This window comes from Streptomyces spongiicola (assembly GCF_003122365.1).
Taxonomy (GTDB): domain Bacteria; phylum Actinomycetota; class Actinomycetes; order Streptomycetales; family Streptomycetaceae; genus Streptomyces; species Streptomyces spongiicola.
Genome location: NZ_CP029254.1, coordinates 4,237,210 through 4,261,931, shown reverse-complemented (window position 1 = coordinate 4,261,931; position 24,722 = coordinate 4,237,210). Strand labels below are relative to the sequence as shown.

At 70.8% G+C, this 24,722-nt stretch carries 20 protein-coding genes and 4 tRNA genes; 7 read left to right on the top strand and 17 right to left on the bottom strand.

Annotation, left to right across the window (positions count from 1 at the left end; all coding sequences use genetic code 11):
• Positions 1-49: 49 nt before the first annotated feature.
• The 9 genes from rpoB to DDQ41_RS18770 form a co-directional block, all read right to left on the bottom strand.
• Entirely contained in the window at positions 50-3,535 is a 3,486-nt protein-coding gene (gene rpoB, locus DDQ41_RS18815) for a DNA-directed RNA polymerase subunit beta (RefSeq protein ID WP_109295534.1), read from the bottom strand.
• A gap of 542 nt (positions 3,536-4,077) precedes the next feature.
• Entirely contained in the window at positions 4,078-4,464 is a 387-nt protein-coding gene (gene rplL, locus DDQ41_RS18805; RefSeq protein ID WP_109295533.1) for a 50S ribosomal protein L7/L12, read from the bottom strand.
• A gap of 107 nt (positions 4,465-4,571) precedes the next feature.
• The gene (rplJ, locus tag DDQ41_RS18800; RefSeq protein WP_017949675.1) at positions 4,572-5,102 is read right to left on the bottom strand and encodes a 50S ribosomal protein L10; all 531 of its coding nucleotides are present in this window, start codon (positions 5,100-5,102) and stop codon (positions 4,572-4,574) included.
• Positions 5,103-5,444: 342 nt separating this feature from the next.
• Positions 5,445-6,386, bottom strand: coding sequence for a LolA-like protein (locus tag DDQ41_RS18795; protein WP_109295532.1), 942 nt, complete (start codon positions 6,384-6,386; stop codon positions 5,445-5,447).
• A 163-nt stretch (positions 6,387-6,549) separates the two neighbouring features.
• On the bottom strand, positions 6,550-7,272 hold the full coding sequence (gene rplA, locus DDQ41_RS18790) for a 50S ribosomal protein L1 (protein WP_109295531.1): 723 nt from the start codon (positions 7,270-7,272) through the stop codon (positions 6,550-6,552).
• Positions 7,273-7,355: 83 nt separating this feature from the next.
• Entirely contained in the window at positions 7,356-7,790 is a 435-nt protein-coding gene (gene rplK / locus DDQ41_RS18785; protein WP_109295530.1) for a 50S ribosomal protein L11, read from the bottom strand.
• Positions 7,791-8,411: 621 nt separating this feature from the next.
• Positions 8,412-9,293, bottom strand: coding sequence for a transcription termination/antitermination protein NusG (nusG, locus tag DDQ41_RS18780; RefSeq protein WP_109297818.1), 882 nt, complete (start codon positions 9,291-9,293; stop codon positions 8,412-8,414).
• A 74-nt stretch (positions 9,294-9,367) separates the two neighbouring features.
• The gene (secE, locus tag DDQ41_RS18775; protein ID WP_109295529.1) at positions 9,368-9,655 is read right to left on the bottom strand and encodes a preprotein translocase subunit SecE; all 288 of its coding nucleotides are present in this window, start codon (positions 9,653-9,655) and stop codon (positions 9,368-9,370) included.
• A gap of 106 nt (positions 9,656-9,761) precedes the next feature.
• Positions 9,762-9,834: transfer RNA gene (locus tag DDQ41_RS18770), tRNA-Trp, on the bottom strand.
• A gap of 224 nt (positions 9,835-10,058) precedes the next feature.
• On the opposite strand from DDQ41_RS18770, the gene DDQ41_RS18765 reads away from it, so the two are divergent.
• Entirely contained in the window at positions 10,059-11,285 is a 1,227-nt protein-coding gene (locus tag DDQ41_RS18765) for a pyridoxal phosphate-dependent aminotransferase (protein WP_109295528.1), read from the top strand.
• Positions 11,286-11,702: 417 nt separating this feature from the next.
• Positions 11,703-12,722 (top strand): adenosine deaminase, encoded by a 1,020-nt coding sequence (locus DDQ41_RS18760; RefSeq protein WP_109295527.1) that lies wholly within the window; start codon positions 11,703-11,705, stop codon positions 12,720-12,722.
• 67 nt (positions 12,723-12,789) lie between these two features.
• Here the strand turns inward: DDQ41_RS18760 and DDQ41_RS18755 are convergent, their stop codons facing one another.
• From DDQ41_RS18755 to DDQ41_RS18730, 6 genes are all read right to left on the bottom strand, one after another.
• A complete protein-coding gene (locus DDQ41_RS18755) occupies positions 12,790-13,845 on the bottom strand; it encodes a UDP-N-acetylmuramate dehydrogenase (RefSeq protein ID WP_109295526.1) in 1,056 nt (351 codons plus the stop codon).
• 542 nt (positions 13,846-14,387) lie between these two features.
• Positions 14,388-14,816 (bottom strand): MaoC family dehydratase, encoded by a 429-nt coding sequence (locus tag DDQ41_RS18750; RefSeq protein WP_109295525.1) that lies wholly within the window; start codon positions 14,814-14,816, stop codon positions 14,388-14,390.
• Positions 14,817-14,820: 4 nt separating this feature from the next.
• On the bottom strand, positions 14,821-15,273 hold the full coding sequence (locus DDQ41_RS18745; protein WP_109295524.1) for a MaoC family dehydratase N-terminal domain-containing protein: 453 nt from the start codon (positions 15,271-15,273) through the stop codon (positions 14,821-14,823).
• A 121-nt stretch (positions 15,274-15,394) separates the two neighbouring features.
• Positions 15,395-15,559, bottom strand: a complete 165-nt coding sequence (rpmG, locus tag DDQ41_RS18740; protein ID WP_003956487.1) for a 50S ribosomal protein L33 — start codon at positions 15,557-15,559, stop codon at positions 15,395-15,397.
• 86 nt (positions 15,560-15,645) lie between these two features.
• A tRNA-Met gene (locus DDQ41_RS18735) sits at positions 15,646-15,718 on the bottom strand.
• A 47-nt stretch (positions 15,719-15,765) separates the two neighbouring features.
• Positions 15,766-15,838 (bottom strand) — tRNA-Thr (locus tag DDQ41_RS18730).
• Positions 15,839-16,146: 308 nt separating this feature from the next.
• On the opposite strand from DDQ41_RS18730, the gene DDQ41_RS18725 reads away from it, so the two are divergent.
• From DDQ41_RS18725 to DDQ41_RS18715, 3 genes are all read left to right on the top strand, one after another.
• A complete protein-coding gene (locus tag DDQ41_RS18725; RefSeq protein WP_109295523.1) occupies positions 16,147-17,394 on the top strand; it encodes an amidohydrolase family protein in 1,248 nt (415 codons plus the stop codon).
• A gap of 523 nt (positions 17,395-17,917) precedes the next feature.
• Complete coding sequence (locus DDQ41_RS18720; protein WP_109297817.1) at positions 17,918-18,574, top strand: SDR family oxidoreductase; 657 nt, start codon at positions 17,918-17,920, stop codon at positions 18,572-18,574.
• An 825-nt stretch (positions 18,575-19,399) separates the two neighbouring features.
• Positions 19,400-19,858: a transglycosylase SLT domain-containing protein gene (locus DDQ41_RS18715; RefSeq protein WP_109295522.1), complete on the top strand. Its 459-nt coding sequence runs from the start codon at positions 19,400-19,402 to the stop codon at positions 19,856-19,858.
• Positions 19,859-20,104: 246 nt separating this feature from the next.
• On the opposite strand, the gene DDQ41_RS18710 is transcribed toward DDQ41_RS18715, so the two are convergent.
• Positions 20,105-22,015: an FAD-dependent monooxygenase gene (locus DDQ41_RS18710; protein WP_262508496.1), complete on the bottom strand. Its 1,911-nt coding sequence runs from the start codon at positions 22,013-22,015 to the stop codon at positions 20,105-20,107.
• Between the two features lie 310 nt (positions 22,016-22,325).
• Here DDQ41_RS18710 and nadE point away from each other — a divergent pair, with 310 nt between their 5' ends.
• Positions 22,326-23,156 (top strand): ammonia-dependent NAD(+) synthetase, encoded by an 831-nt coding sequence (gene nadE / locus DDQ41_RS18705; RefSeq protein WP_109295520.1) that lies wholly within the window; start codon positions 22,326-22,328, stop codon positions 23,154-23,156.
• A 449-nt stretch (positions 23,157-23,605) separates the two neighbouring features.
• On the opposite strand, the gene DDQ41_RS18700 is transcribed toward nadE, so the two are convergent.
• A tRNA-Tyr gene (locus DDQ41_RS18700) sits at positions 23,606-23,687 on the bottom strand.
• A gap of 189 nt (positions 23,688-23,876) precedes the next feature.
• Between DDQ41_RS18700 and DDQ41_RS18695 the strand changes: the two genes are divergently transcribed.
• The gene (locus DDQ41_RS18695) at positions 23,877-24,365 is read left to right on the top strand and encodes a YajQ family cyclic di-GMP-binding protein (RefSeq protein ID WP_109295519.1); all 489 of its coding nucleotides are present in this window, start codon (positions 23,877-23,879) and stop codon (positions 24,363-24,365) included.
• The last annotated feature ends 357 nt before the right edge of the window (positions 24,366-24,722 follow it).

The following is a 24,722-nucleotide window of genomic DNA, read 5'->3' as shown; positions in this document are numbered from 1 at the left end:
AGGGTCCGGGGACGGCCGGGGCTCCCGTCGGGAGCCCCGGCCAGGCCCGTCAGACCTCTTCGACGCTGCTCGGCTCGCGCCGGGACAGGTCGATGCCGAGCTCCTCCGCGGCGCGGAAGACGTCCTCGTCGGTGTCGCGCATCTCGATGGACATGCCGTCCGAGGACAGCACCTCCACGTTGAGGCACAGGGACTGCATCTCCTTGATGAGCACCTTGAAGGACTCGGGGATGCCGGGCTCGGGGATGTTCTCGCCCTTGACGATGGCCTCGTAGACCTTCACGCGGCCGGTGACGTCGTCGGACTTGATGGTCAGCAGCTCCTGGAGGGCGTAGGCGGCGCCGTACGCCTCGAGCGCCCACACCTCCATCTCGCCGAACCGCTGGCCACCGAACTGAGCCTTACCACCCAGCGGCTGCTGGGTGATCATCGAGTACGGACCGGTCGACCGGGCGTGCAGCTTGTCGTCGACCAGGTGGTGCAGCTTGAGGATGTACATGTACCCGACCGAGATCGGGTCCGGGAACGGCTCGCCGGAGCGGCCGTCGAACAGGCGCGCCTTGCCGGACGGGAGGACCATGCGGTCGCCGTCGCGGTTCGGGATCGTGTGCTCCAGCAGACCCGCCAGTTCGTCCTCGCGGGCGCCGTCGAAGACGGGGGTGGCGACGTTGGTGCGGGGGTCGACCTGGTCGGCACCGATCGCCTGGAGGCGCTGGGCCCACTCGTCGGCGAGGCCGGAGACGTCCCAGCCCTGGCTGGCGAGCCAGCCGAGGTGGATCTCCAGGACCTGTCCCGGGTTCATCCGGGAGGGGACGCCGAGCGGGTTGAGGATGATGTCGACCGGGGTGCCGTCCTCCAGGAACGGCATGTCCTCGATCGGCAGGATCTTGGAGATGACGCCCTTGTTGCCGTGGCGGCCGGCGAGCTTGTCACCGTCGGTGATCTTGCGCTTCTGCGCGACGTACACGCGCACCAGCTGGTTCACACCGGGGGGCAGCTCGTCGCCCTCCTCGCGGTCGAAGACGCGGACGCCGATGACCTTGCCGGTCTCGCCGTGCGGCACCTTCAGCGAGGTGTCGCGGACCTCGCGGGCCTTCTCACCGAAGATCGCGCGCAGCAGCCGCTCCTCCGGGGTCAGCTCGGTCTCGCCCTTGGGGGTGACCTTGCCGACCAGGATGTCGCCGGCGACGACCTCGGCACCGATGCGGATGATGCCGCGCTCGTCGAGGTCGGCGAGGACCTCCTCGGAGACGTTCGGGATGTCCCGGGTGATCTCCTCCGGGCCGAGCTTGGTGTCGCGGGCGTCGACCTCGTGCTCCTCGATGTGGATCGAGGAGAGGACGTCGTCCTGCACGAGGCGCTGCGACAGGATGATCGCGTCCTCGTAGTTGTGGCCCTCCCACGGCATGAACGCGACGAGCAGGTTCTTGCCGAGCGCCATCTCGCCGTTCTCGGTGGCCGGACCGTCGGCGAGGACCTGGCCCTCGATGACCCGGTCGCCCTCGGAGACGATGACCTTCTGGTTCACCGAGGTGCCCTGGTTGGAGCGGGAGAACTTCGCGACGCGGTAGGTGGTGTACGTGCCGTCGTCGTTGGCGACGGTGACGTAGTCGGCCGAGACCTCCTGGATCACACCGTCCTTCTCGGCCTTGATGACGTCGCCGGCGTCGGTGGCGCAGCGGTACTCCATACCGGTGCCGACGAGCGGCGCCTCCGCCTTGATCAGCGGAACGGCCTGGCGCATCATGTTCGCGCCCATCAGGGCGCGGTTGGCGTCGTCGTGCTCGAGGAACGGGATCATGGCGGTCGCCACCGACACCATCTGGCGCGGCGAGACGTCCATGTAGTCCACGTCCTCGGGCGACACGTAGTCGACCTCGCCGCCGCGGCGGCGGACGAGCACGCGGGCCTCGGCGAAGCGCAGGTCGTCGCCGAGCGCGGCGTTGGCCTGCGCGATGACGAAGCGGTCCTCCTCGTCGGCGGTCAGGTAGTCCACCTGGTCGGTGACCTGGCCGCCCTCGACCTTGCGGTACGGGGTCTCGACGAAGCCGAACGCGTTCACCCGGCCGTAGGTGGCGAGCGAACCGATCAGACCGATGTTCGGGCCCTCGGGGGTCTCGATCGGGCACATCCGTCCGTAGTGGGACGGGTGCACGTCGCGGACCTCGAAGCCGGCCCGCTCACGGGACAGACCGCCGGGGCCCAGCGCCGACAGGCGGCGCTTGTGGGTCAGGCCCGACAGCGGGTTGTTCTGGTCCATGAACTGCGACAGCTGGCTGGTGCCGAAGAACTCCTTGATGGAGGCGACGACCGGCCGGATGTTGATCAGGGTCTGCGGCGTGATCGCCTCGACGTCCTGGGTGGTCATGCGCTCGCGCACGACGCGCTCCATACGGGCGAGACCCGTGCGGACCTGGTTCTGGATCAGCTCGCCGACGTTGCGCAGACGGCGGTTGCCGAAGTGGTCGATGTCGTCGGTCTCGACGACGATCTGGGTACCGCTCTCGCCGACCGTCTCGGTCTCCCCGGCGTGCAGCTTGACCAGGTACTTGATGGTCGCGATGACGTCGTCGGTGGTGAGCACGCCGGCGTCCAGCGGCTCGTCGGCGCCGAGCTTCTTGTTGACCTTGTAGCGGCCGACCTTGGCCAGGTCGTAGCGCTTCGGGTTGAAGTAGAGGTTCTCGAGCAGCGTCTGCGCGGCCTCACGCGTCGGGGGCTCGCCCGGGCGCAGCTTGCGGTAGATGTCGAGGAGCGCGTCGTCCTGGCCCTGGGTGTGGTCCTTCTCCAGGGTGGCGCGCATCGACTCGTACTCGCCGAACTCCTCCAGGATCTGCTCGGTGGTCCAGCCGAGCGCCTTGAGCAGGACGGTGACGGACTGCTTGCGCTTGCGGTCGATGCGCACACCGACCATGTCGCGCTTGTCGATCTCCATCTCCAGCCAGGCACCCCGGGACGGGATGATCTTGGCGGAGAAGATGTCCTTGTCGGACGTCTTGTCGATGGAGGAGTCGAAGTAGACGCCCGGCGAGCGGACCAGCTGCGACACCACGACACGCTCGGTGCCGTTGATGACGAAGGTGCCCTTGTTCGTCATGAGCGGGAAGTCGCCCATGAAGACGGTCTGGGACTTGATCTCGCCGGTCTCGTTGTTGGTGAACTCGGCCGTGACGAAGAGCGGGGCGGCGTACGTGAAGTCGCGCTCCTTGCACTCGTCGATCGAGTTCTTCGGGGGCTCGAAGCGGTGGTCGCGGAACGTCAGCGACATCGACCCGGAGAAGTCCTCGATCGGGGAGATCTCCTCGAAGATCTCCTCCAGACCGGACTTGGTGGGGACGTCCTGTCCGGACTCCAGAGCCGCCTCGACACGAGCCTTCCACGCGGCGTTGCCGAGCAGCCAGTCAAAGCTCTCGGTCTGCAGCGCGAGGAGGTTCGGAACCTCGAGGGGCTCCTTGATCTTTGCAAAGGAGATGCGCAGCGGGGCGGTGCTTGCGCCGTTGTTCGTATTCGCGGTCGAGGCGTTGCGCGAGGCGGCCAAGAGGGGGTCCTTCCGAGGGCTCGGACTCACTACGCGCGTACCGGTCCCAAGCCGGGCACAAAGACAGAAATCCCAGGTCAGGGCTATTCCGGTCAACGATGCTCGTGCGAGGGGATGCCCCTGGTGACGGGCAGGGGGCAGCTAACAGGCAGCGCAAAGGGTCAGTGTAGCCACTTGGCCCACTGATGTCCAGGGCGGGTTTACCGAGACCCTCGTTGTTCTCAACTCCGCGGTATGCCGCGCGCCGGGAGGCGCACACCGATACTGCCCGTTCGACCGCCGATCCATGCCTCGAACTTGGACCGTTGTGACGACGCGTCCTGAGAATTGCGCGCTGCGTGCGGTTCGTCAAGGCCCCCCAGCCCAATCCTGACTGCGGGGATCGTCACCCGTGCGCACGGCGAAGATCACCTTACTCCCCGCGACGGACAGCGCAAGGCGCCCGCCCGACGCTGCGACAACGCCGAAGGGCGACCACCCGAATGGATGATCGCCCTTCGGCGCGTGCGCGTTACAGCGCAGGAGTCAGCGGACTCCCGAGGTCACTTGACCTCGACGGCCGCACCGGCGCCCTTGAGGGACTCGGCGGCCTTCTCCGCGGCCTCCTTGGTGACCTTCTCCAGGACCGGCTTCGGGGCGCCGTCGACGAGGTCCTTGGCCTCCTTCAGGCCCAGCGAGGTCAGCTCACGGACGACCTTGATGACCTGGATCTTCTTGTCGCCGGCGCCGGTGAGGACGACGTCGAACTCGTCCTGCTCCTCGGCGGCCTCGGCGGCCGGGGCACCCGGGACGCCGGCGGCGGCCACGGCGACCGGGGCGGCGGCGGTGACGTCGAACTTCTCCTCGAACGCCTTCACGAACTCGGAGAGCTCGATGAGGGTCATCTCCTCGAACTGCGCGAGCAGGTCTTCCTGAGACAGCTTCGCCATGATGGCGGTCCTTCCACTCATTCGGCTGGTGCCGGGATGTACATAACGGCGGGCGTACGGCCCGCTACGACCCGCGCCGGGCGGCGTGGATCAATGCGCGAGCCGAATTACTCGGCACCGCCCTGCTCGGCCTGCTTGGCGCGAAGCGCGTCCACGGTGCGGACGAGCTTCGACGGAAGCGCCTGGAAGAGCGCGGCAGCCTGGGACTGCTTGCCCTTCATGGCGCCCGCCAGCTTGGCGAGCAGAACCTCGCGGGACTCGAGGTCCGCAAGCTTCTTGATCTCATCGGCGGACAGCGCCTTGCCGTCAAGGACACCGCCCTTGATGATGAGGTTCGGGTTGTCCTTGGCGAAGTCACGAAGACCCTTCGCCGACTCCACCGGGTCACCGGTGATGAAGGCGACCGCCGTCGGACCAGCGAACTGGTCGTCGAGCGAGGTGATCCCGGCCTCATTGGCCGCAATCTTGGTCAGCGTGTTCTTCACCACGGCGTACTGGGCGTTCTCACCGAGCGAACGGCGCAGCTGCTTCAGCTGCGCCACGGTGAGACCGCGGTACTCGGTCAGCACGGCGGCGTTCGAGCTGCGGAACTTGTCCGTCAGCTCGGCGACCGCGGCGGACTTGTCGGGCCTCGCCATGAGCCTCGGCCTCCTTCCGGGTGATTCGGACCGCATGGGCTGAAGGAAGGAGACTGGGCAAAACGAAACGCCCCGGCGCAGGCGCACGGGGCGTGGCTCCACCGGACGGACGTCCGGGAGCCTCATCCACAGTCACCTGCGCGGGTCGTCCGCAGCTAGCGGATCCTTCGGCCGCCGACACCCTGACGGGCACGGCAACGACCAGCGGTCTTTGGCTTCCGGGGAAGACTACGCGAACGGATCGGCGCCAAGCAAATCGGGCGTCCGGACCGGTGGGGGCCCCGGTCGCGGCCGCCGCCGACGGGAACCGCCGGCGGTCACGGCCAGGGGTGCAGGGGCCGCTCAGCCGCCCAGACCGGCGGCACCCTCCGCACCGGCGCCCTCCAACTGCTTGAGCATCTCGAACAGATCGAAGGTGTCCTTCGCCGGCGGCGCCTGGACGGTGGCCGCGGCACCGTAGTCGGAGTAGCTCGCGGTCATGTTCATCGTGCCCTGCGGCATCTTGATGCCCACGACCATCTTGACCGGGTACTGGTCCTCGTTGACCCAGACCTCGGTGTCGTAGCCCTTGATGCCGGCCTTCTCGACGCCGTCGACCAGCTCCTTGCGCTCCTCCGCGGAGAGCACGTCGAAGGACTTGTTGGCGTCGAGCATCTCCTCCAAGGTCAGCGTGCCCTTGTAGTGCTGCGCCTCGACGCCGTCGACCTTCTCCGCACCGAGGTGCTTGATCTTGGGCGAGCCGAGCAGCAGGGCGAGCTGCCGGGCCGGGTCCTGGTTCATGTTCTCCAGGCTGCCGGTCATCTGCTTCTGGAGTGTCTTGTCGCCGCTCGCCTCGGCCGCGGCCGTGAGGTCCAGCTTCATCCAGCGCTTGCCGTCCAACTCGGCGGCCTGCTTGGCGCCCAGCTCCATGTACATGGCGTCGTCCACCATCACCATGCGCACCTGCGACGGCGCGTCGGGGTCGCCCTCGGCGAGCATCGAGCCCTTGGCGGTGACGTCCATCACCACAGGGTCCCACCCCTGCACACCGGACATCTCCATGGTGCCGCCGCCCTCCAGGCCGGCCGGCATGGTCACGGTCATACGGACCTTGGCGGACTTGGCGTCCGACGTCTTCTTGTAGGCGGCCTGGATCGCCTCGGCGATCTCGCCCTGCGACTGGGCGGCGGACTGCGGCGAACCTGCGGCCTTCTTCCCGTCCCCGCCACCGTCCTGGCAGCCCGCGGCGCCCATGACGACGGCCACGGCCGTCAGGGAGACGCCCGCGCGCTTCCACGTCGACATGCTCATGAAATCCCCACCCCGGTCTTCTGTCCTGTTGCGTCAGTGAAGTCGGTTGAAACCGTAACGCACCCCGCCGACATCGGCGCACCGATAAACAAGCCCCCGCACCCCCTCGGCGAGAGGGGGTGCGGGGGCAGGTCCCGCCGCGTGCGAGCCGCCGGGCTCAGACCGCGGCCGGGTCCTCCTCGACGAGGAGGTTGCGGGTGCGGTTGGAGTCCAGCGGGATGCCGGGACCCATGGTGGTGGTCAGGGTCGCCTTCTTGATGTAACGGCCCTTCGCGGCCGACGGCTTCAGCCGGAGGATCTCCTCCAGCGCCGCGGCGTAGTTCTCCACCAGCCTGGTCTCGTCGAAGGAGACCTTGCCGATGATGAAGTGCAGGTTCGCGTGCTTGTCGACACGGAACTCGATCTTGCCGCCCTTGATCTCGGTGACGGCCTTGGCGACGTCCATGGTCACGGTGCCGGTCTTGGGGTTCGGCATCAGACCACGCGGACCGAGCACGCGGCCGAGGCGGCCGACCTTGCCCATGAGGTCCGGGGTGGCGACGACGGCGTCGAAGTCCAGACGGCCCTTCGAGACCTCGTCGATCAGTTCGTCGGAGCCGACGATGTCGGCGCCCGCGGCCTCCGCGGCCGCAGCACGGTCACCGGTCGCGAAGACCAGGACCCGGGCGGTCTTGCCGGTGCCGTGCGGAAGGTTCACGGTGCCACGGACCATCTGGTCTGCCTTGCGCGGGTCGACGCCCAGGCGGAAGGCGACCTCGACGGTGCCGTCGAACTTGGTGCCGGCGGTGTCCTTCGCAAGACGGACGGCCTCGAGCGGGGCGTAGTTGCGCTCCCGGTCGACCTTGGCGTCCGCGTTGCGGAGAGCCTTGCTGCGCTTCACTTCTTCTCCTGTGGTTTCTCAGGCGTGGAGTTCGTGGTCCGGGCCAGCGCCTGGCCCTGCCACTGAGGTCTCGGGGGAGTCGATCAGCCCTCGACCGTGACGCCCATGGAACGGGCGGTGCCGGCGATGATCTTCTCGGCGGCGTCCAGGTCGTTGGCGTTCAGGTCGGGCATCTTGGTGGTGGCGATCTCGCGGACCTGGTCGCGCGTCAGCTTGGCGACCTTGGTCTTGTGCGGCTCGCCGGAGCCCTTGTCCACGCCCGCGGCCTTCAGGATCAGCTTGGCGGCCGGCGGAGTCTTGGTGACGAAGGTGAAGGAGCGGTCCTCGTAGACCGTGATCTCCACCGGCACGACCATGCCACGCTGCGACTCGGTCGCGGCGTTGTAGGCCTTGCAGAACTCCATGATGTTGACGCCGTGCTGACCCAGCGCGGGGCCGACCGGCGGAGCCGGGTTGGCGGCGCCGGCCTGGATCTGGAGCTTGATAAGCCCCGTGACCTTCTTCTTCTTGGGAGGCATTGCTCTCTCCGGGTCCAGTTGAGAGTGTGCTGTAACGGCATGACATCCACCCGATCATCCGGATGGAGGCATACCGCACCACGATAGCGGGTACTACCGCGGGGCCAAAAACCGAGCAGGTCAGAACGGCCGGGAGGCCGTTCCGGGCCGGGCGGACCCGACCGGGAGGGCCGTCCCGCCCAGGGCACTCGGCACTCTCCGCCCCGCGCGCACCGCCGGCGCCCCCACCGCACCCCACCGCACCGGCGGGGCCGTCGGGACGCCGGGCCGGCAGCACCTCCGGCGCGGTCGGCGCCGACCGCCCTCGAGGCACCCGGTCACGGCCCGGGACGCCGCCGACGGCCCGGGGACCGCAGCCCGGCGGCCGCCGGTCGACTCGCGTATCACGTCGGGGCCCTTCCCGCCCGGCAGCCGGTCCCAGCGGCCGGCTGCGGCGGGACGTCCCGCACACGGTGCGGACGGGACCTGCCGCCGGGGACGGGCCACCACGCCGGAGGACATCCGACACGGCCCCCGGCCTGGTCCGGGCAGGCCACGGCCCGGTGACGGCCCCCAGCACGCGAGAAAGCCCCCGCCCAACGGGAAACCGCTGGTCAGGGGCTCTTTCGTAGGCTGGAACGCCTAGTTCTTCTGGATCTGGTCGAAGCTCAGCTCGACCGGCGTCTCGCGGCCGAAGATCTCGACGAGGCCCTTGACCTTCTTCGAGTCCGGGTTGATCTCGTTGATCGTGGCCTGCAGGGTGGCGAAGGGACCGTCGGTCACGGTGACCGAGTCGCCGACCTCGAAGTCCAGCACCTGGACCTCGACCTTGCGGGCGGGCGCCGGCTTGCCCTCGGCCTCGGCCGCCTCGCGAGCCGCCTTCTCCTCCGCCTCCGGGGCGAGCATCTTGACGATCTCGTCCAGGGTCAGCGGGTACGGGTCGTACGCGTTGCCGACGAAACCGGTGACACCGGGCGTGTTGCGGACGACACCCCAGGACTCGTTCGTCAGATCCATCCGGACGAGCACATAGCCGGGCAGCTTGTTCTGCCGGACGTTCTTGCGCTCGCCGTTCTTGATCTGGACGATCTCCTCCTCGGGCACCTCCGCCTGATAGATGAAGTCCTCGACGTTCAGCGAGACGGCACGCTGCTCCAGGTTGGCCTTCACCCGCTTCTCGTAGCCGGCGTAGGTGTGGATCACGTACCACTCGCCGGGCAGCCCGCGCAGCTCCTCGCGGAGCGCGGCGACGGGATCGGCCGGAGCCTCCGGCTCGGCCTCCTCGACGGACTGCTCGCCGGACCGCTCGGAGGCCGCCGCGGCCCCGTCGGTCTCCGCCACTGCTTCGGCGTCGGGTTCCACGTGGATCGCGGCCTGCTCGGCGGGCTCGCCCGCAGCGGCGTCAGCAGCTTCCGCCTGGTCCGGGTCGACGGAGTCCGCCGCCTCGACGATGTCGAGCGCGTCCTCAGTGGACTCGAGGCTCTCGCGCGGCTCAACGGCGTCGTTCAGGTTCGGGTCAGACACGGTGGCTGCTTCTTCCTGGATACAGATGGGGTGGAACATGCGGAAAAGGCGCCGGTCGGGCGCCCTCCGCGGGATCAGCCGAAGACGTACTTGACGGCTGCCTGGAAGCCATAGTCCATCACGGTCACAAGACCGATCATGATGACGACGAAGATGATCACCACGGTCGTGTACGTCGTCAGCTGGTTGCGGGTGGGCCAGACGACCTTGCGCAGCTCGGCGACGATCTGCCGGTAGAACAGCGCGAGGCGGCCCAGGGGGCCTTTCTTCCCACGCTTGCCGCCCTTACGGGACTTCTTGCGTGAGTCGGGCGCCTCGTCCTCGGCATCAGGCATGTCGATGGAGCCCACGGCGTCCGTCACGTCTCTCACCTGATTCCGGGTCGTGGCCGTGCCGCGCCCGGTCGAGCCGCACGGCGATGCATCGAAGTACGTACATGCGCACACATCCTGGCGAAGGTGTGTGTAGCAGGGCCGGAGGGACTTGAACCCCCAACCGCTGGTTTTGGAGACCAGTGCTCTACCAATTGAGCTACGACCCTATGTGGTTCCCCCCAAACCTACCGCATCCGCGGCGGTGGTCGGTGAGGGCCAACGACCAGTGAGTGTACGTGGTCGGGGGCCGTGCGTCGAACAGATAGCTTCCGGGCGGTTCCTGTCCGCGTTCCGTCCGGACCCGTTCGGCCACCGCGCGATCACCTTCGGCAGCCGTCCGGCCGGTGAAACCCCTGTGCCCGGGCGCTCGGCGTTCTGGGACCATGGCCGTATGAGCGCTGCTACTCCTCCCACCGAGCGCCGGGTCTCCGCCCGCATCGGCGCGATCTCCGAGTCCGCGACCCTCGCCGTCGACGCCAAGGCCAAGGCCCTCAAGGCCGCCGGCCGTCCGGTGATCGGTTTCGGCGCGGGCGAGCCGGACTTCCCGACCCCGGACTACATCGTCGAGGCCGCGATCGAGGCCTGCAAGAACCCGAAGTACCACCGCTACACCCCGGCCGGCGGCCTGCCGGAGCTGAAGAAGGCGATCGCGGAGAAGACCCTCCGCGACTCGGGCTACGAGGTCGACCCGGCGCAGGTGCTGGTGACCAACGGCGGCAAGCAGGCGATCTACGAGGCCTTCGCGGCGATCCTGGACCCGGGCGACGAGGTCATCGTCCCGGCGCCGTACTGGACGACGTACCCCGAGTCGATCCGGCTGGCCGGCGGTGTCCCGGTGGAGGTGGTCACCGACGAGACCACCGGCTACCGGGTCTCCGTGGAGCAGTTGGAGGCGGCCCGCACTGAGCGGACGAAGGTCGTCCTGTTCGTCTCCCCCTCCAACCCGACCGGCGCGGTCTACAGCCGGGCCGACACCGAGGCGATCGCCCGCTGGGCCCTTGAGCACGGTCTGTGGGTGCTGACGGACGAGATCTACGAGCACCTGGTCTACGGCGACGCGTCGTTCACCTCCGTACCGGCACTGGTGCCCGAGCTGCGCGACAAGTGCATCGTGGTCAACGGCGTGGCGAAGACGTACGCGATGACCGGCTGGCGGGTCGGGTGGATCATCGGCCCGAAGGACGTCGTCAAGGCCGCGACCAACCTGCAGTCGCACGCCACCTCCAATGTGTCGAACGTGGCCCAGGTCGCCGCGCTGGCCGCCGTCTCCGGCGATCTGGAAGCGGTCGCGCGGATGCGTGAGGCGTTCGACCGCCGCCGGGGGACCATCGTGCGGATGCTCAACGAGATCGACGGCGTGCTCTGCCCGGAGCCCGAGGGCGCCTTCTACGTGTACCCGTCGGTCAGGGACCTGCTGGGCAAGGAGATCCGCGGGCAGCGGCCGCGGACCTCGGTGGAGCTCGCGGCGCTGATCCTGGAGGAGGTCGAGGTCGCGGTCGTCCCCGGTGAGGCCTTCGGCACGCCGGGCTATCTGCGGCTGTCGTACGCACTGGGCGACGAGGACCTGGTCGAAGGCGTCTCGCGCATGCAGAAGCTCCTTGCGGAGGCCCGGGACTGAGGTTCCGTTTCCGCCCGGCCGGGGCCCGTTCGCCGTCCGGGGGCGCGCGCCCGGGCGTGTTCCCGGGTCCCGGGGCCGGGGAACGGGGGCGTTCCGGGGCGCGCTCTCGGGGGACGGGGTCCCGGGGATCCGCGGCCCACGGCCACGGGCCGGGGCGTCCACGGCACGGGCGCCACTTCCCGGGACGTCACGGACCGATGCCATCGTCCGGGACGTCACGGACCGATGCCATGACCCGGAGTGCTGCCGGCGCGGGCGACGCCCTCGGCCGGTTCCCTCCCGTAGTCCCGAGGCACTCCGGCCCGAGGCGCTCCGGCCCGGGGGCCGTCCCCCGCCGGACGCGTTCTTTCGTTCGGGCAAGGACCCGATCGGGGAAAGGGGCTGCCGGATGCCCGGTGTCTGCGGCAAGATCCTTCAATGGAGCGAGTACGCGACCTCAGCCTGCTGCCCAAGGCCCATCTGCATCTGCACTTCACCGGGTCGATGCGGCCCGGCACCCTGCTCGAACTCGCCGACAAGTACGGTGTGCACCTCCCCGACGCGCTGACCGGCGGGGAGCCGCCGAAGCTCCGGGCGACGGACGAGCGGGGCTGGTTCCGCTTCCAGCGGCTCTACGACATCGCGCGGTCCTGTCTGCGGGAGCCGGAGGACATCCGGAGGCTGGTGCGGGAGACGGCCGAGGAAGACGTGCGGGACGGCTCGGGCTGGCTGGAGATCCAGGTCGACCCCACCTCGTACGCCCCGATGCTGGGCGGGCTGATCCCCGCGCTGGAGACCATCCTCGACTCCGTGGACGAGGCGGTGCGGGCGACCGGGCTGGGGATGCGCGTCGTGGTCGCCGCGAACCGGATGAAGCATCCGCTGGACGCCCGCACGCTGGCGCGGCTGGCCGTGCGCTACTCCGACCGCGGGGTGGTCGGTTTCGGGCTCTCCAACGACGAGCGCCGGGGCATGGCACGGGACTTCGACCGCGCGTTCACGATCGCCCGCGACGGCGGTCTGCTGGCGGCCCCGCACGGCGGCGAACTGGCCGGACCGTCGTCGGTGCGCGACTGCCTCGACGATCTGGACGCCTCCCGGATCGGCCACGGTGTGCGCGCGGCAGAGGACCCGAGGCTGCTGCGCAGGCTCGCGGAGCGCGGGGTGACCTGCGAGGTCTGCCCGGCGTCGAACGTGGCCCTGGGGGTGTACGAGAAGCCGCAGGACGTACCCCTGCGGACACTGTGGGACGCGGGCGTGCCCATGGCGCTGGGCGCGGACGACCCGCTGCTCTTCGGGTCGCGGCTGGCGGCCCAGTACGAGATCGCCCGGCGCCATCACGGCTTCACCGACGAGGAGCTGGCCGAACTCGCCCGCCAGTCGGTCCGGGCCTCGGCGGCTCCCGGGCATGTGCGCGACGCCCTGCTGGGCGGAATCGACGAGTGGCTGAAGGACTGACGGCGTCCCGTCGCGGCGGGACGCGCCGCGCGCGGCACCCGGCACCCGGCACCCGCACCGAACGCCCTCAGAGGCTGACGCCGACCGTCACGGGCTCGTTGACGAGCGTGACCCCGAATGCGTCGCGGACCCCGGCGACCACCTCGCGAGCGAGGGCGAGGAGGTCCTCGGTGGTGGCCTCGCCGCGGTTGGTGAGGGCCAGGGTGTGCTTGGTGGAGATCCGGGCGGGACCGCCGCCGTAGCCCTTGGTGAAGCCGGCCCTGTCGATGAGCCAGGCGGCGGAGGTCTTGGTGTGCCCGTCGCCGGCCGGGTAGGCGGGCGGGCGGACGTCCTCGCCGAGCCGGTCCCGCACCCGGCCGAGGAAGGCCTCGTACTCGGCCGCCGACAGGATCGGGTTGGTGAAGAAGGAGCCGGCCGACCAGGTGTCGTGGTCGTCCGGATCGAGGACCATGCCCTTGCCGGCACGCAGCTTCAGGACCGTCTCGCGCGCCGCGGCCAGCGGCACCCGGTCGCCGGCCTCGACACCGAGGGCCCGCGCGGTCTCGGCGTACCCGACGGGAGCGGACAGGCCCCCCGCGTCCTCCAGCCGGAACCGGACGCGCAGCACCACATAGCGGTCGGGAGAGGCCTTGAAGCGGCTGTGGCGGTAGGTGAAACCGCAGTCGGCGTTCGGCACGGTGACCGTCCGGCCGGTGCGCCGGTCGTAGGCGACGACCTCGCTGATGGTGCTGGAGACCTCCTGACCGTACGCCCCGACGTTCTGGATCGGGGTGGCACCGGCCGAGCCGGGAATGCCGGACAGGCACTCCACTCCGGCGAGTCCGGCCTCGACGGTGCGGGCCACGGCATCGGTCCACACCTCGCCCGCGGCGAGTTCCAGCTCCCCGCCCTCCAGCCGGAAGCCGGTGGTGGCGACGCGCAGGGCGGTCCCGTCGAACCCCTTGTCCCCGATCACCAGGTTGCTGCCGCCGCCGATCACCAGCAGCGGAGTCCCGGCCGCGTCCGCCTCCCGGACGGTGGCGATCACCTCGTCGTCGGTGGTGGCCGTGACGAGACGGGTGGCCGGACCACCCAGACGGAAGGTGGTCAGCGGGGCGAGGGGCGCGTCATGGAGTTCCAGCACGGGGACAAGGGTACGGTCCGGCCGGTCGCCGCCCCGGGGCGGCCGGAACCCCGGGGGGGCGGCCGGAATCCCCGGGGGCGGTCTCGGTGCGGACCGGCCCGGCGCGACGGGGCACATACCCGCCGGGAGGCGTCCCTTCCGGGGGTCCGGTACGTGTCCGGGGCCGGGAACCTGTCCGGGGCCACGGGGTTCTCGGTGACCCTGAAGCGGTGACCCCGGAGCGGTGACCTCGGAGCGGGAACAGGGGGCGGGACGAGGGGGCGGGACAGGCCCGGTACGGAGGGACGGGACGGAACGGGGGCCGGTGACGGACCGGGCACCTTCGCGGCCGGGTACCTACCGGGATACGCGGCCCCGCACGCACCGCGCACACCGCACGCACCGGCCATGCTCGGGCACCCGGCCCCGGGCGGACCGCACGGCATCCGGGGCAGCCGGCCTCGATCCGGCAGACCACGGCCCGGCACCCGGCCCCGGACAGGTATCCGGCCCCGGACGGACCGGACACACCCCGGGCACGCGGCCCGGCCAGGCACGCGGCCTCAGGCGAGTCGGACGACCGCCCGGGACATACCGAGCACTTTCTGGCCCGCCGAGACCGCCGTCAGGTCGACGCGCACCAGGTTGCCGCCCAGCCTGGCCGCGACCTTGCCGCCGACCTCGATGACCGCGCCCTCGCCGTCGTCCGGCACGACCACCGGCTTGGTGAAGCGGACCCCGTACTCGACCACCGCACCCGGGTCGCCCACCCAGTCGGTCACCACCCGCGCCGCCTCGGCCATCGTGAACATGCCGTGCGCGATCACGTCGGGCAGACCGACCTCCCTGGCGAACCTCTCGTTCCAGTGGATCGGGTTGAAGTCCCCGGAGGCGCCCGCGTAGCGCACCAGCACCGCCCGGGTCACCGGGAAGGTCCGCACCGGCAGTTCGGTGCCGACTTCGACGTCCTCGTACGCGAACTTCGCGGCCATGGGGTCAGCCCTCCTCGGCGGCACGCGCCACCAGCTTGGTCCACGCGGTGACGACGTGCTCTCCGGCCTCGTCGTGCACCTCGCCGCGGATGTCCAGGATGTCGTTGCCCGCGAGCGACTTGATCGCCTCGATCGTGGAGGTGACCGTCAGCCGGTCCCCCGCCCGCACCGGGCGGGTGTAGGCGAACCTCTGGTCGCCGTGCACCACGCGGCTGTAGTCCAGGCCGAGCTGCGGGTCCTCGACGACCTCTCCCGCCGCCTTGAACGTGATGGCGAACACGAAGGTCGGCGGGGCGATCACGTCCGGGTGGCCGAGGCGGCCGGCGGCCCCGGGGTCCGTGTACGCGGGGTTGGCGTCACCGATCGCCTCCGCGAACTCCCGGATCTTCTCCCGGCCGACCTCGTACGGCGCGGTGGGCGGATAGGTCCGCCCGACGAAGGACTGGTCGAGCGCCATGGACTCGCTACCTCCTGGTTTCCCTTTACTGGCCGGTGGCACCGGAACACTCGCCGGTAACCCCGGGACAAACGACACGAGGCCGCCCCCGGGTGGGGACGGCCTCGCATTCGAGCCTGATTCAGCGCGTCTCGCGGTGCGCGGTGTGTGAGTTGCAGCGCGGGCAGTGCTTCTTCATCTCAAGACGGTCCGGGTTGTTGCGCCGGTTCTTCTTGGTGATGTAGTTCCGCTCCTTGCACTCCACGCAGGCCAGCGTGATCTTCGGGCGGACGTCGGTGGCAGCCACGTGAGTGCTCCTTGGACGGATGGACGGATTGAACGCAGAAAAGAGTAGCCGATCGAAGGACCGACCCCACAATCGGCTACTGAGTGTAGCGGTGACCGGACTTGAACCGGTGACACAGCGATTATGAGCCGCTTGCTCTACCGACTGAGCTACACCGCTTTGATGCCGGATCCCCTCGCCCGAAGGCGAGGATCACCCAACACCAGAGCCCCAATACGGAATCGAACCGTAGACCTTCTCCTTACCATGGAGACGCTCTGCCGACTGAGCTATTGGGGCGAGCGATGAAGACATTACACGGTCGGTCGCCGATCGCCCAAATCCGTTTACAGGCCGCGTTGGCCGCCTTCGTCACCCCCCGGTACGTCCCGGCGCGTCCCGGCGGGCCCGCAGACCCGTACCGCTCGGCGGGCGCCGGTCCACCCGCCGCCACGCCTGTCCCGTACGCCACTCGTGGTCACACCGGTACGACTATTGCGCTCCTCCTCGATGCGGGGTCGAGGCGCCCCTAAGGTCTGTCACACGCCGGGTGATCTTGATCGTCCCGCGGGCCGACCGCAGGCCACTCTCCCGCCCTCAGGAGCGCGATGCCCGACAGCCAGGCGCAGCCGCCCGACGGCGCCACCGCGGACAGCACCACGCTGCTGCTGTGCGGCGCCCGGCTCACCGACGGACGCACGGTCGACGTGCGGCTGAGCGGCGCACGCATCGAGGCCGTCGGCACCGCCGGGAGCCTGAGCACCGCGGCGACGGCGCGTTCGGCGCGCGTGGACCTGGGCGGGTATCTGCTGCTGCCCGCCCCCGCCGAGCCGCACGGCCACGCCGACACCGCGCTCACCGCGCTCGCGCCGGAGGGGCCGGTGTCGTACGCCACCGAGGACGTGCAGCGGCGCGCCACCGAGGCGGCGCTGCTCCAGCTCGGGCACGGCGCGACGGCGCTGCGCTCGCACGTGCGGATCGGCGATGTGCAGGGACTCGGGCCGCTGGAGGCCGTGCTGGAGGCGAGGCGGGCGCTGCGCGGGCTCGCCGAGGTGACCACCGTCGCCGTACCCCGGCTGCTGACCGGGGTGGCCGGCGCGGACGGCCTCGCGATGCTGCGGGACTCGCTGAAGACGGGCGCTTCCGTGGTGGGCGGCAGCCCGGACGCCGATCCGGATCCGACCGGTTACACGGAGGCCGTACTGGAGGCCGCGGCGGAGCACGGCTGCCCGGTGGACCTCCACACCGACGGCGACGACCCGGCGCGACTGGCCCGGCTCGCCGCCATGGCCGGGGGCCTGCGCCCCGGCGTGTCGATCGGCCCGTGCGCCGGTCTCGCCAGGTTGCCCGCGGATGTGGCCTCCCGGACGGCGGACCAGCTGGCGGCCGCCGGTGTCACGGTCGTCTGCCTTCCGCAGGGCGGCTGCGCGGGCTCCGAACTGCGCGGGGTCGCTCCCGTTCGGCTGCTGCGGGCGGCGGGAGTCCCCGTCGCCGCGGGCAGCGGGGCGATGCGCGACGTGGCGAACCCGGTCGGCCGGGGCGACCCGCTGGAGGCGGCCTTTCTGCTCGCCTCGCAGGGCGGCCTGCGGGTCCCGGACGCGTACGACGCCGTCAGCGCGGCGGCGCGGGCGGCGATGGGCCTGCCGGAAGTGCGGGTGGAGGCGGGCTTCCCCGCGGAACTCCTCGCGGTCCGGGGCGAACGGCTGGCGGGCGTCCTGTCACTCGCGTACAGCCGAATCGTGATCCACCGGGGACGCGTGGTGGCACGGACCAGCGCGGTACGGGAGTACTGCGACTCGGCGGCGGCGGTGGCGCTGGAGCTGCCGCGACAGGGGCGTCCCGATCCCAGGCCGTGAGGGAGCGGCCGAGACCGGGCGCAGAGGCCGTTCGAGGCGCGGGCGCGGGACGGGGTGTGGCCCGAAAAGGAGCCGGCGGAGCGGGAGACAGGGCGCGGCCGGGGCCCGATGCGGGCGAGGGCGCAGACGGCGGCCGAGGCGGAGCCGGGAGCCGAGGGCCGAGGAGCTGGGAACCGCGCACCGGGGGCCGGGAGCCGAGGAGCCGAGGGCCGAGGGCCGAGGAGCTGGGAGCCGCGCACCGGGGGCCGGGAGCCGAGGAGCTGGGAGCCGGGGAGCCGGGGGAAGCGGCAGGCAGGACCGGCAGGGGCCGCCGCCGCCGAGGTGGAGCCGGTGATACCGGTCGGCCCCTCCGGTGCCTACCGGCATGCGCCGGGCCGCGGCCCGGCGCATGCCGTGGTCCGCGAGTCCGCGGCGGTGGGCGAAGGGCCGGAGGGCGGGCGCAACCCCGAGAGTGGCCGAGAACAGCATCCCGGTCCCCGGCCGGCGCGCGCACCGGGCACCGGACGGGCGTACGGTCGGGAGCATGCGCATAGTCATCGCTGGAGGACATGGCCAGATCGCGATGCGTCTGGAGCGGCTGCTCGCCGCGGGCGGGCACGAGCCGGTGGGCATCATCCGGAAACCGGAGCACGGCGACGACCTTCGGGAGGCCGGCGCGGAGCCCTGCCTGCTGGACCTCGAGTCCGCCTCGGTGGAGGAGGTCGCCGCGGTGCTCCAGGGCGCGGACGCGGCGGTGTTCGCGGCGGGCGCCGGTGCCGGGAGCGGTGCCGGGCGGAAGAAGACGGTGGACCGGGACGCCGCGGTCCTCTTCGCCGACGCGGCCGAACGGGCCCGGGTGCGGCGGTACGTCGTCCTGTCGTCCATGGGCGCCGATCCCCGGCACCGGGGCGACGAGGTGTTCGACGAGTACCTGCGGATGAAGGGCGAGGCGGACGCCTACGTGAAGGGCAGGGAGACCCTGGACTGGACGATCCTGCGCCCCGGGATGCTGACGAACGACGCCGGCACCGGGCTCGTCCGGCTGGAGGCCGCTACCGGGCGGGGGACGATCCCGCGGGACGACGTGGCCGCGGTGGTGGCCGAACTGCTGGACAGTTCGGCGACGGCGGGGCTGGTCCTGGACGTGATCAGCGGCAATGTGCCCGTCACGGTCGCGGTGAAGGCGATCGCGGGCAACTGAGCCGGCGCGGGGGCGGTACCGGACTCCCGCAGAAGCGGCGGTGCCCGGCGCGGCCGGACTGAAGGCTCTGGACGGCGCGGCCGGACGGAGGGCCTGGACGGCGCGGCCGGACGCGAGGTCTGGACGACGTGGCGGGACGCGAGGTCTGGACAGCGCGACCGGACGGGGGGCCTGGACAGCCTGGCCGGACGCGGGGTCTGGACGGCGCGGCGGGCACGACTCCCCCCGGGCCTGGGCCACACCCGGGTCAGAGCACGGTCTGGGTGCTCGGGCTTGGGCCGGCGCCCGGGTCGGCGCTGAGGCGAGTCCGGGCATGGGCGGTCGGGTGCGGGGCACCGGGCCGGGCCCGGGTGAACGGGAGGCGGAGGCGGCCTTGTGCCCCGTCCGGCTGATCACCGGCGTGCGGGGCCGCGCTTCACCGACTCGTCGTCACCGGTAGTCCCTGGCATACGAGTTGCACCGGCTACCGCATAGCGTTCGACCGGTTCCCGCTCCGGCGGCATTCCCGTTCCCGGCGTCTTCCGGTGGCGTGATGGGTGGCGTAATCGGCGGGGGAACCGCCGTGCACCCGGCCGGACAACCCCGCACGGCACCCCTCGGCGCCCCTCGGCGCCCCTCGGCACCACCCTGCCCGAACTACCACGTGACGGGAACCACATCCCGCTTTACCCCGTATTTATTCACCTTGTGGCACCAATCACAGAATTGCCTCTTGCCGACGTCCGCCTCCACTCGGATGCTGAGAACCCCGGCGGAAATCCCCATTCCCGATTAACCGCCTTACATGGGATCAGAACCTCAGGATTCATGTGAAAGGGCGGCGCCATGCAGCTTTCCCCCCTCCCCCGCAGAACGACGGCCAAGATCGCCAGACGCCTCGCGGCAGGCATTGCGGCGGCCACCGTCGTGACCGGTGCGACCTCGGCCGTCGCTCCGGCCGAGGCCTCCGCGGCCCCCGCCAGCGCACAGCGGATCGACGGGTGGATCAAGCACTCGCTGATGGTCATGAAGGCCAAGGGAATTCCCGGCAGCTACCACGGGATCCACCGCAACCTGATGCGCGAATCGAGCGGCGATCTCCATGCGATCAACCTCTGGGATTCAAATGCAAAAAAGGGCATTCCATCCAAGGGGCTCATGCAGGTAATTGAACCTACATTTCGGACATACCACGTGGAAGGCACCTCGTGGGACATTTATGACCCAATTGCAAACATCACCGCGGCGTGCAACTACGCGGCCAAGCGCTACGGGTCCATCGACAACGTGAACGGCCCCTACTGATCGCCCCCGCCACCCCGGCCAGGGTGAAAGCAGGCCCGGTGGCTTCAGGACCGCCGCATCCGGGCGGCCGAGGGCGCCGGGCTTCCCGGCCGCCGACGGTGTCCGGCTTCCGGCCCCGGCGGCGACACCTCGTGTCCGTGAACCTGCGGCCGCACCCTACCGCCGCCGCGGCGGCGAGCGGACGGACCGGGGCAGCCGCGGACGGTCGCCGGGCCCGGATGCCCTACCCGGTGCGGGGGTCGCCGCCTACAGCCGGAAGACCCGCGCCAGTTCCCGGGACAGCGCCGCCACGGCAGCGGCACCGGTCAGCGGCGCCACACGCACGGACAGATAGCCGTCCGGCCGTACGACGAAGGCGGCAGGACCCGTCGAGCGGTAGACACGGGCGAACTCGCCTCGGCTGTCGAGGAAGGCGGGCAGGTGCCGGCCGTCCGTGTCCGTCGCGTAGCCCACGATCTCCGTGACGTCCCCGGTGCCGCCGTCGGGCGCACCCCATGCGACGGCCGTGCCTCCGTTCGCGCCCTCGTCTTCCGCACGGACGCCCGGCGCCGTACTCGTACCCGTACCCGTACCCGTGGCCCTGCCGGCGTCCGCACCCGCGGCAGTCCCCGTATCCGTCCCCGTACCGGTACGGATACCCGTACCCGTACCGGCGTCCGCGCCGGGAGCGAGGAGCACCAGGGCGGTCAGCTGCCCGTCCGTGAGATGGCGGATCGCGGTGGCGACCTCGGCGCACGCGCCCAGCGCGGCGGCCGAGTCGGCGTGGAGCAGCAGCACATGGCCACGGTCGCGCAGCAGGTCGTACAGCCGGAGGGGAAGGGCGGCGACACCCCCGGTGAGACCGCCGCAGTCGGGCGCCCGGTCGCCGGGGCCGGGACCCGCCAGACCCGGTGCGGCCAGGCCGACGACGGGGCTGTCCGGATAGGCGACGAGCAGCTGGGCCTCACGCAGGATGACGGTCGCGAGATCGCCGGAATCGGCCCGGACGCCCTGGGCGGCGTGCCGGACCGTGCGCTCGACCACCTCCTCACCGATGGGACGGCGCTCGGCGTCGTAACTGTCCAGAAGGCGGGGATGCGCCGCGCCCCGCACGGTGAGAGCCAGTTTCCACGCGAGGTTGCAGGCGTCCTGGATTCCGGTGTTCATCCCCTGGGCACCGGTCGGCGGGTGGATGTGCGCGGCGTCGCCGGCGATGAAGACCCGACCGTCCGCGTACTTGTTCACCAGGCGGTGACTGATCCGGAACACGGAGGACCAGCGCATGGCCGAAGCCGTGGTCGGTTCCGGGGAGAGCCGGTCGAGGACGGCCTGGATGTGCTCGATACCGGGCGCCCGCCGCCCGGTCTCCGGCCCGTGCGCGACGGGGCTTCGGGAGCCCTGCTCCCCCGCGGGGCGACGACCGGCGGAGAGTTCCGGCGGGACGAGCATGGACACCCGATAGCGGCCGCGCCCGGGCAGCGGGACGCAGACGAGCAGGTCGTCGACGGTTCCGTCGTCGCCGTGGTGCACGGCGCGGACGCCGTAGCCCGGCGGCAGACCCCAGTCGACCTCGACGTCCGCGAGCATGTACTCCTCGGGGAGGGCGGCACCCTCGAAGGTGAGCCCGAGCGTGTTGCGGACGACGCTGTGGGCCCCGTCGCAGCCGACGAGGAAGCGGGACCGGACCTCCTCCTCCCCGCCGTCCACCGTGGCGATCCTGCTGAGTACCCCGTCCTTTTCCTGCTCGAACGAGAGCAGCTCCGTGGCGCGCTCGATCCAGGTGCCGAACCGGGCGAGGTGCTCCTCGATGACGCGCTCGGTCTCGTACTGCGGCAGCGCCGCGAACCCGTAAGGCACGTCCGGCGGAAGCCGGAGATCGATGCGCCCCCGCTCGGCACCGTCCTCGTACAGCAGCTGGCCGCGCATCGGCACGGCTGCGTCCAGGGCTTCGCGGACCATGCCCATCCGGTCCCAGATCTCCAGGGTCCGCGGCTGGATCCCCACGGCCTTGGCGTACGGCAGCCGGGCCGGAAGCCGGTCGATGATGCGGCAGTCGGCCCCGTGCCGCCGCAGCTCCGCGGCCGCGGTCAGTCCCACCGGCCCGGCACCCGCGATCAGTACATCGGTGTCCACCACTGGCGTCTCCCGCCGAGAGCCCCGGCTGCGCTGTCCCTCCATGTTCGGCCGCCGGGCCGGCTCCGGCGAGTCGGACCCGCCCGTGGACGCCGTCCGCGGACCGGGGCGCCGGTCGCGGGGCGTTCGGCCGCGGACCGTCCCGCCCGGGTCGGTCTCCACGGGCACCCGCCCGGCATTCGGCCACCCGTTGCCTTCCGGACATTCTGCGCATTCCGGACACCCGGCGCGTTCCGGTGACTCGACGACGCGTCGAGGTTCCGTAGCCGTCGCCGTGCGCCCGGCCGGGGGCTGCGGGGCAGGCCTTAGGGTGAGCGCGACAGCGGCAGACCGCCAATCGGAGCAAGGAGCAGACGTGAGCGAGTCGGCGTCCATCGCCCTGCAGCAGGAGATAGCCCGGGAACTCCAGGTCTCCGAGGCCTTCGAGGCCGAGCACGAGATCGAGCGCCGAGTGGCCTTCCTCGCCGACCGCCTGACCTCCACCGGCCTGCGTTCCCTGGTGCTCGGCATCAGCGGCGGCGTCGACTCCACCACCACCGGCCGGCTGTGCCAGCTCGCGGTTGAACGCGTACGGGCCGCCGGGCACGAGGCGCGGTTCCACGCCATGCGCCTGCCGTACGGCGTGCAGGCGGACGAGCACGACGCACGGCTCGCGCTGGACTTCATCCGGGCCGACCAGGTGCTGACCGTGGACGTCAGGCCGGCGAGCGACGCCGCACTCGCCGCCTTGCCGGCCTCGGGCGTGAGCTTCCGCGACGCCCACCACCGGGACTTCGTGCTCGGCAACATCAAGGCGCGGCAGCGCATGGTCGCCCAGTACGCGGTAGCGGGCGCGCACGACGGTCTCGTCGTCGGCACCGACCACGCCGCCGAGGCGGTCTCCGGCTTCTTCACCAAGTTCGGCGACGGCGCCGCGGACCTGGTGCCGCTGACCGGCCTGACCAAGCGCCGGGTGCGCGCCGTCGCCGACGCGCTGGGTGCGCCCGCCGAGTTGGTGTGGAAGACCCCGACCGCCGACCTGGAGAGCCTCGACCCGGGCAAGGCGGACGAGGACGCGCTCGGGGTCACCTACGACGAGATCGACGACTTCCTGGAGGGCAAGCCGGTGGACGAGCGTGCCTTCGAGACGATCGTCCGCCGCTACCGGGCCACCGGCCACAAGCGCGCGCTGCCCGTCGCCCCCTGAGTTCGGCACCTCCCGCAGGGCGGGGGTGCCCACGGCCCGCTCCGCGCCGCGGAACCGTGCGGCCTGAAGCGGCCGCTCCGGCGCCTGTCCCCCGGCAGGACGGCCGGCACGCGGCGTCGGGCAGGACGGCCGGCACGCGTCCCCCGGCAGGACGACCGGCGCCTGGACGGCACATGAGCGGCGCCGTGACGGACCGCGGTCATGTGCAGGCGCCGTGGAGGGAGTACGGATGGTGGTGGAGACCGGCAGGAACGGCACCGGTCCCAGGCGCCGCAGGCTCCGCAACCCGCCCCACGCAAGGCTCACATGCGCCGGTCAGCGCCCGGACATCAGTGGAACGGAATCCGACGGGCCACTCGCTCCGGTTCCCGGCGAAAGACCGCACCGGGGCAACGAGAAGACCCCCGCCACCCTGCGTCTCCGCAGGTCAACGAGGGTCTCACTTCGCGTGGCGGCGCCAGGATTCGAACCTGGGTAGGCTAAGCCGACGGATTTACAGTCCGCTCCCATTGGCCACTCGGGCACACCGCCATGGGGAGTCGCTCTGGAGCCGCTTGCGCGTGGTGCTCCGTGGCAACGACGTAAACGATACCCGATCCCCAGGGGTGCTCCGCCACCGGTTTGATCAGCACCCGCGGCGGACGCGGATGGCTAGGCTTTGCCTGGCGGTCCGGGCATCCGGCCGTCCGTCTAGCCACCCGATACAAGGAGCCACAGGACATGGCCGACTCCAGTTTCGACATCGTCTCGAAGGTCGAGCGGCAGGAGGTCGACAACGCACTCAACCAGGCCGCGAAGGAGATCTCGCAGCGCTACGACTTCAAGGGCACCGGCGCGACCATCGAGTGGTCGGGCGAGAAGATCCTGATGCAGGCGAGCGGCGAGGAACGGGTCAAGGCGATCCTCGACATCTTCCAGTCCAAGCTGATCAAGCGCGGCATCTCACTGAAGACGCTGGAGGCCGGCGAACCCCAGCTCTCCGGCAAGGAGTACAAGATCTTCGCCTCGATCCAGGAGGGCATCTCCCAGGAGAACGCGAAGAAGGTCGCCAAGACCATCCGCGACGAGGGCCCGAAGGGTGTCAAGGCCCAGGTTCAGGGCGACGAGTTGCGGGTCAGCTCGAAGAGCCGGGACGATCTGCAGACCGTCATCGCCCTGCTGAAGGGCAAGGACTTCGACTTCGCCCTGCAGTTCGTCAACTACCGCTGATCAAATGGTCTGAACTGCACGGACGTAGTCAGGCTGAGCGAGCAGGGCACAACGGGGGCGCATCCCCGAGGACTGCCTCGACGGCGGCCCTCGTTGTGTCCTCCTCGTCCGGCCACAGGTGCGTGCAGGTGGCGAGCGCGATCGACGGCTTGGCGTGGCCGAGCCGCTTCCGAACCGTCTTGACGTGCTCGCCGTGCCTGATGAGCAGCGAAGCGCGTGGAAGTGCCGTAGGCCATGGAGGCTCGCGCCGTCAGGTGCCGCTATACGGGTCGGCTCGCTTCCCTGCGGCTTGCCCGCCCGGCACCCACGCCGCACGTGCCTGCTCGTGCCGCTCTGCGAGCGTCTCGCCGGCGACCC

Excerpts from the sequence above, each read along its gene's own strand:
- DDQ41_RS18715 (WP_109295522.1), top strand. The coding sequence starts at position 19,400 with ATGCAGCTTTCCCCCCTCCCCCGCAGAACGACGGCCAAGATCGCCAGA.
- DDQ41_RS18720 (WP_109297817.1), top strand. The coding sequence starts at position 17,918 with ATGCGCATAGTCATCGCTGGAGGACATGGCCAGATCGCGATGCGTCTG.
- DDQ41_RS18710 (WP_262508496.1), bottom strand. The coding sequence starts at position 22,015 with ATGGAGGGACAGCGCAGCCGGGGCTCTCGGCGGGAGACGCCAGTGGTG.
- rplJ (WP_017949675.1), bottom strand. The coding sequence starts at position 5,102 with ATGGCGAGGCCCGACAAGTCCGCCGCGGTCGCCGAGCTGACGGACAAG.
- DDQ41_RS18725 (WP_109295523.1), top strand. The coding sequence starts at position 16,147 with ATGCCCGACAGCCAGGCGCAGCCGCCCGACGGCGCCACCGCGGACAGC.
- DDQ41_RS18695 (WP_109295519.1), top strand. The coding sequence starts at position 23,877 with ATGGCCGACTCCAGTTTCGACATCGTCTCGAAGGTCGAGCGGCAGGAG.
- DDQ41_RS18760 (WP_109295527.1), top strand. The coding sequence starts at position 11,703 with ATGGAGCGAGTACGCGACCTCAGCCTGCTGCCCAAGGCCCATCTGCAT.
- rplK (WP_109295530.1), bottom strand. The coding sequence starts at position 7,790 with ATGCCTCCCAAGAAGAAGAAGGTCACGGGGCTTATCAAGCTCCAGATC.
- DDQ41_RS18795 (WP_109295532.1), bottom strand. The coding sequence starts at position 6,386 with ATGTCGACGTGGAAGCGCGCGGGCGTCTCCCTGACGGCCGTGGCCGTC.
- DDQ41_RS18745 (WP_109295524.1), bottom strand. The coding sequence starts at position 15,273 with ATGGCGCTCGACCAGTCCTTCGTCGGGCGGACCTATCCGCCCACCGCG.
- DDQ41_RS18750 (WP_109295525.1), bottom strand. The coding sequence starts at position 14,816 with ATGGCCGCGAAGTTCGCGTACGAGGACGTCGAAGTCGGCACCGAACTG.
- DDQ41_RS18765 (WP_109295528.1), top strand. The coding sequence starts at position 10,059 with ATGAGCGCTGCTACTCCTCCCACCGAGCGCCGGGTCTCCGCCCGCATC.
- rplL (WP_109295533.1), bottom strand. The coding sequence starts at position 4,464 with ATGGCGAAGCTGTCTCAGGAAGACCTGCTCGCGCAGTTCGAGGAGATG.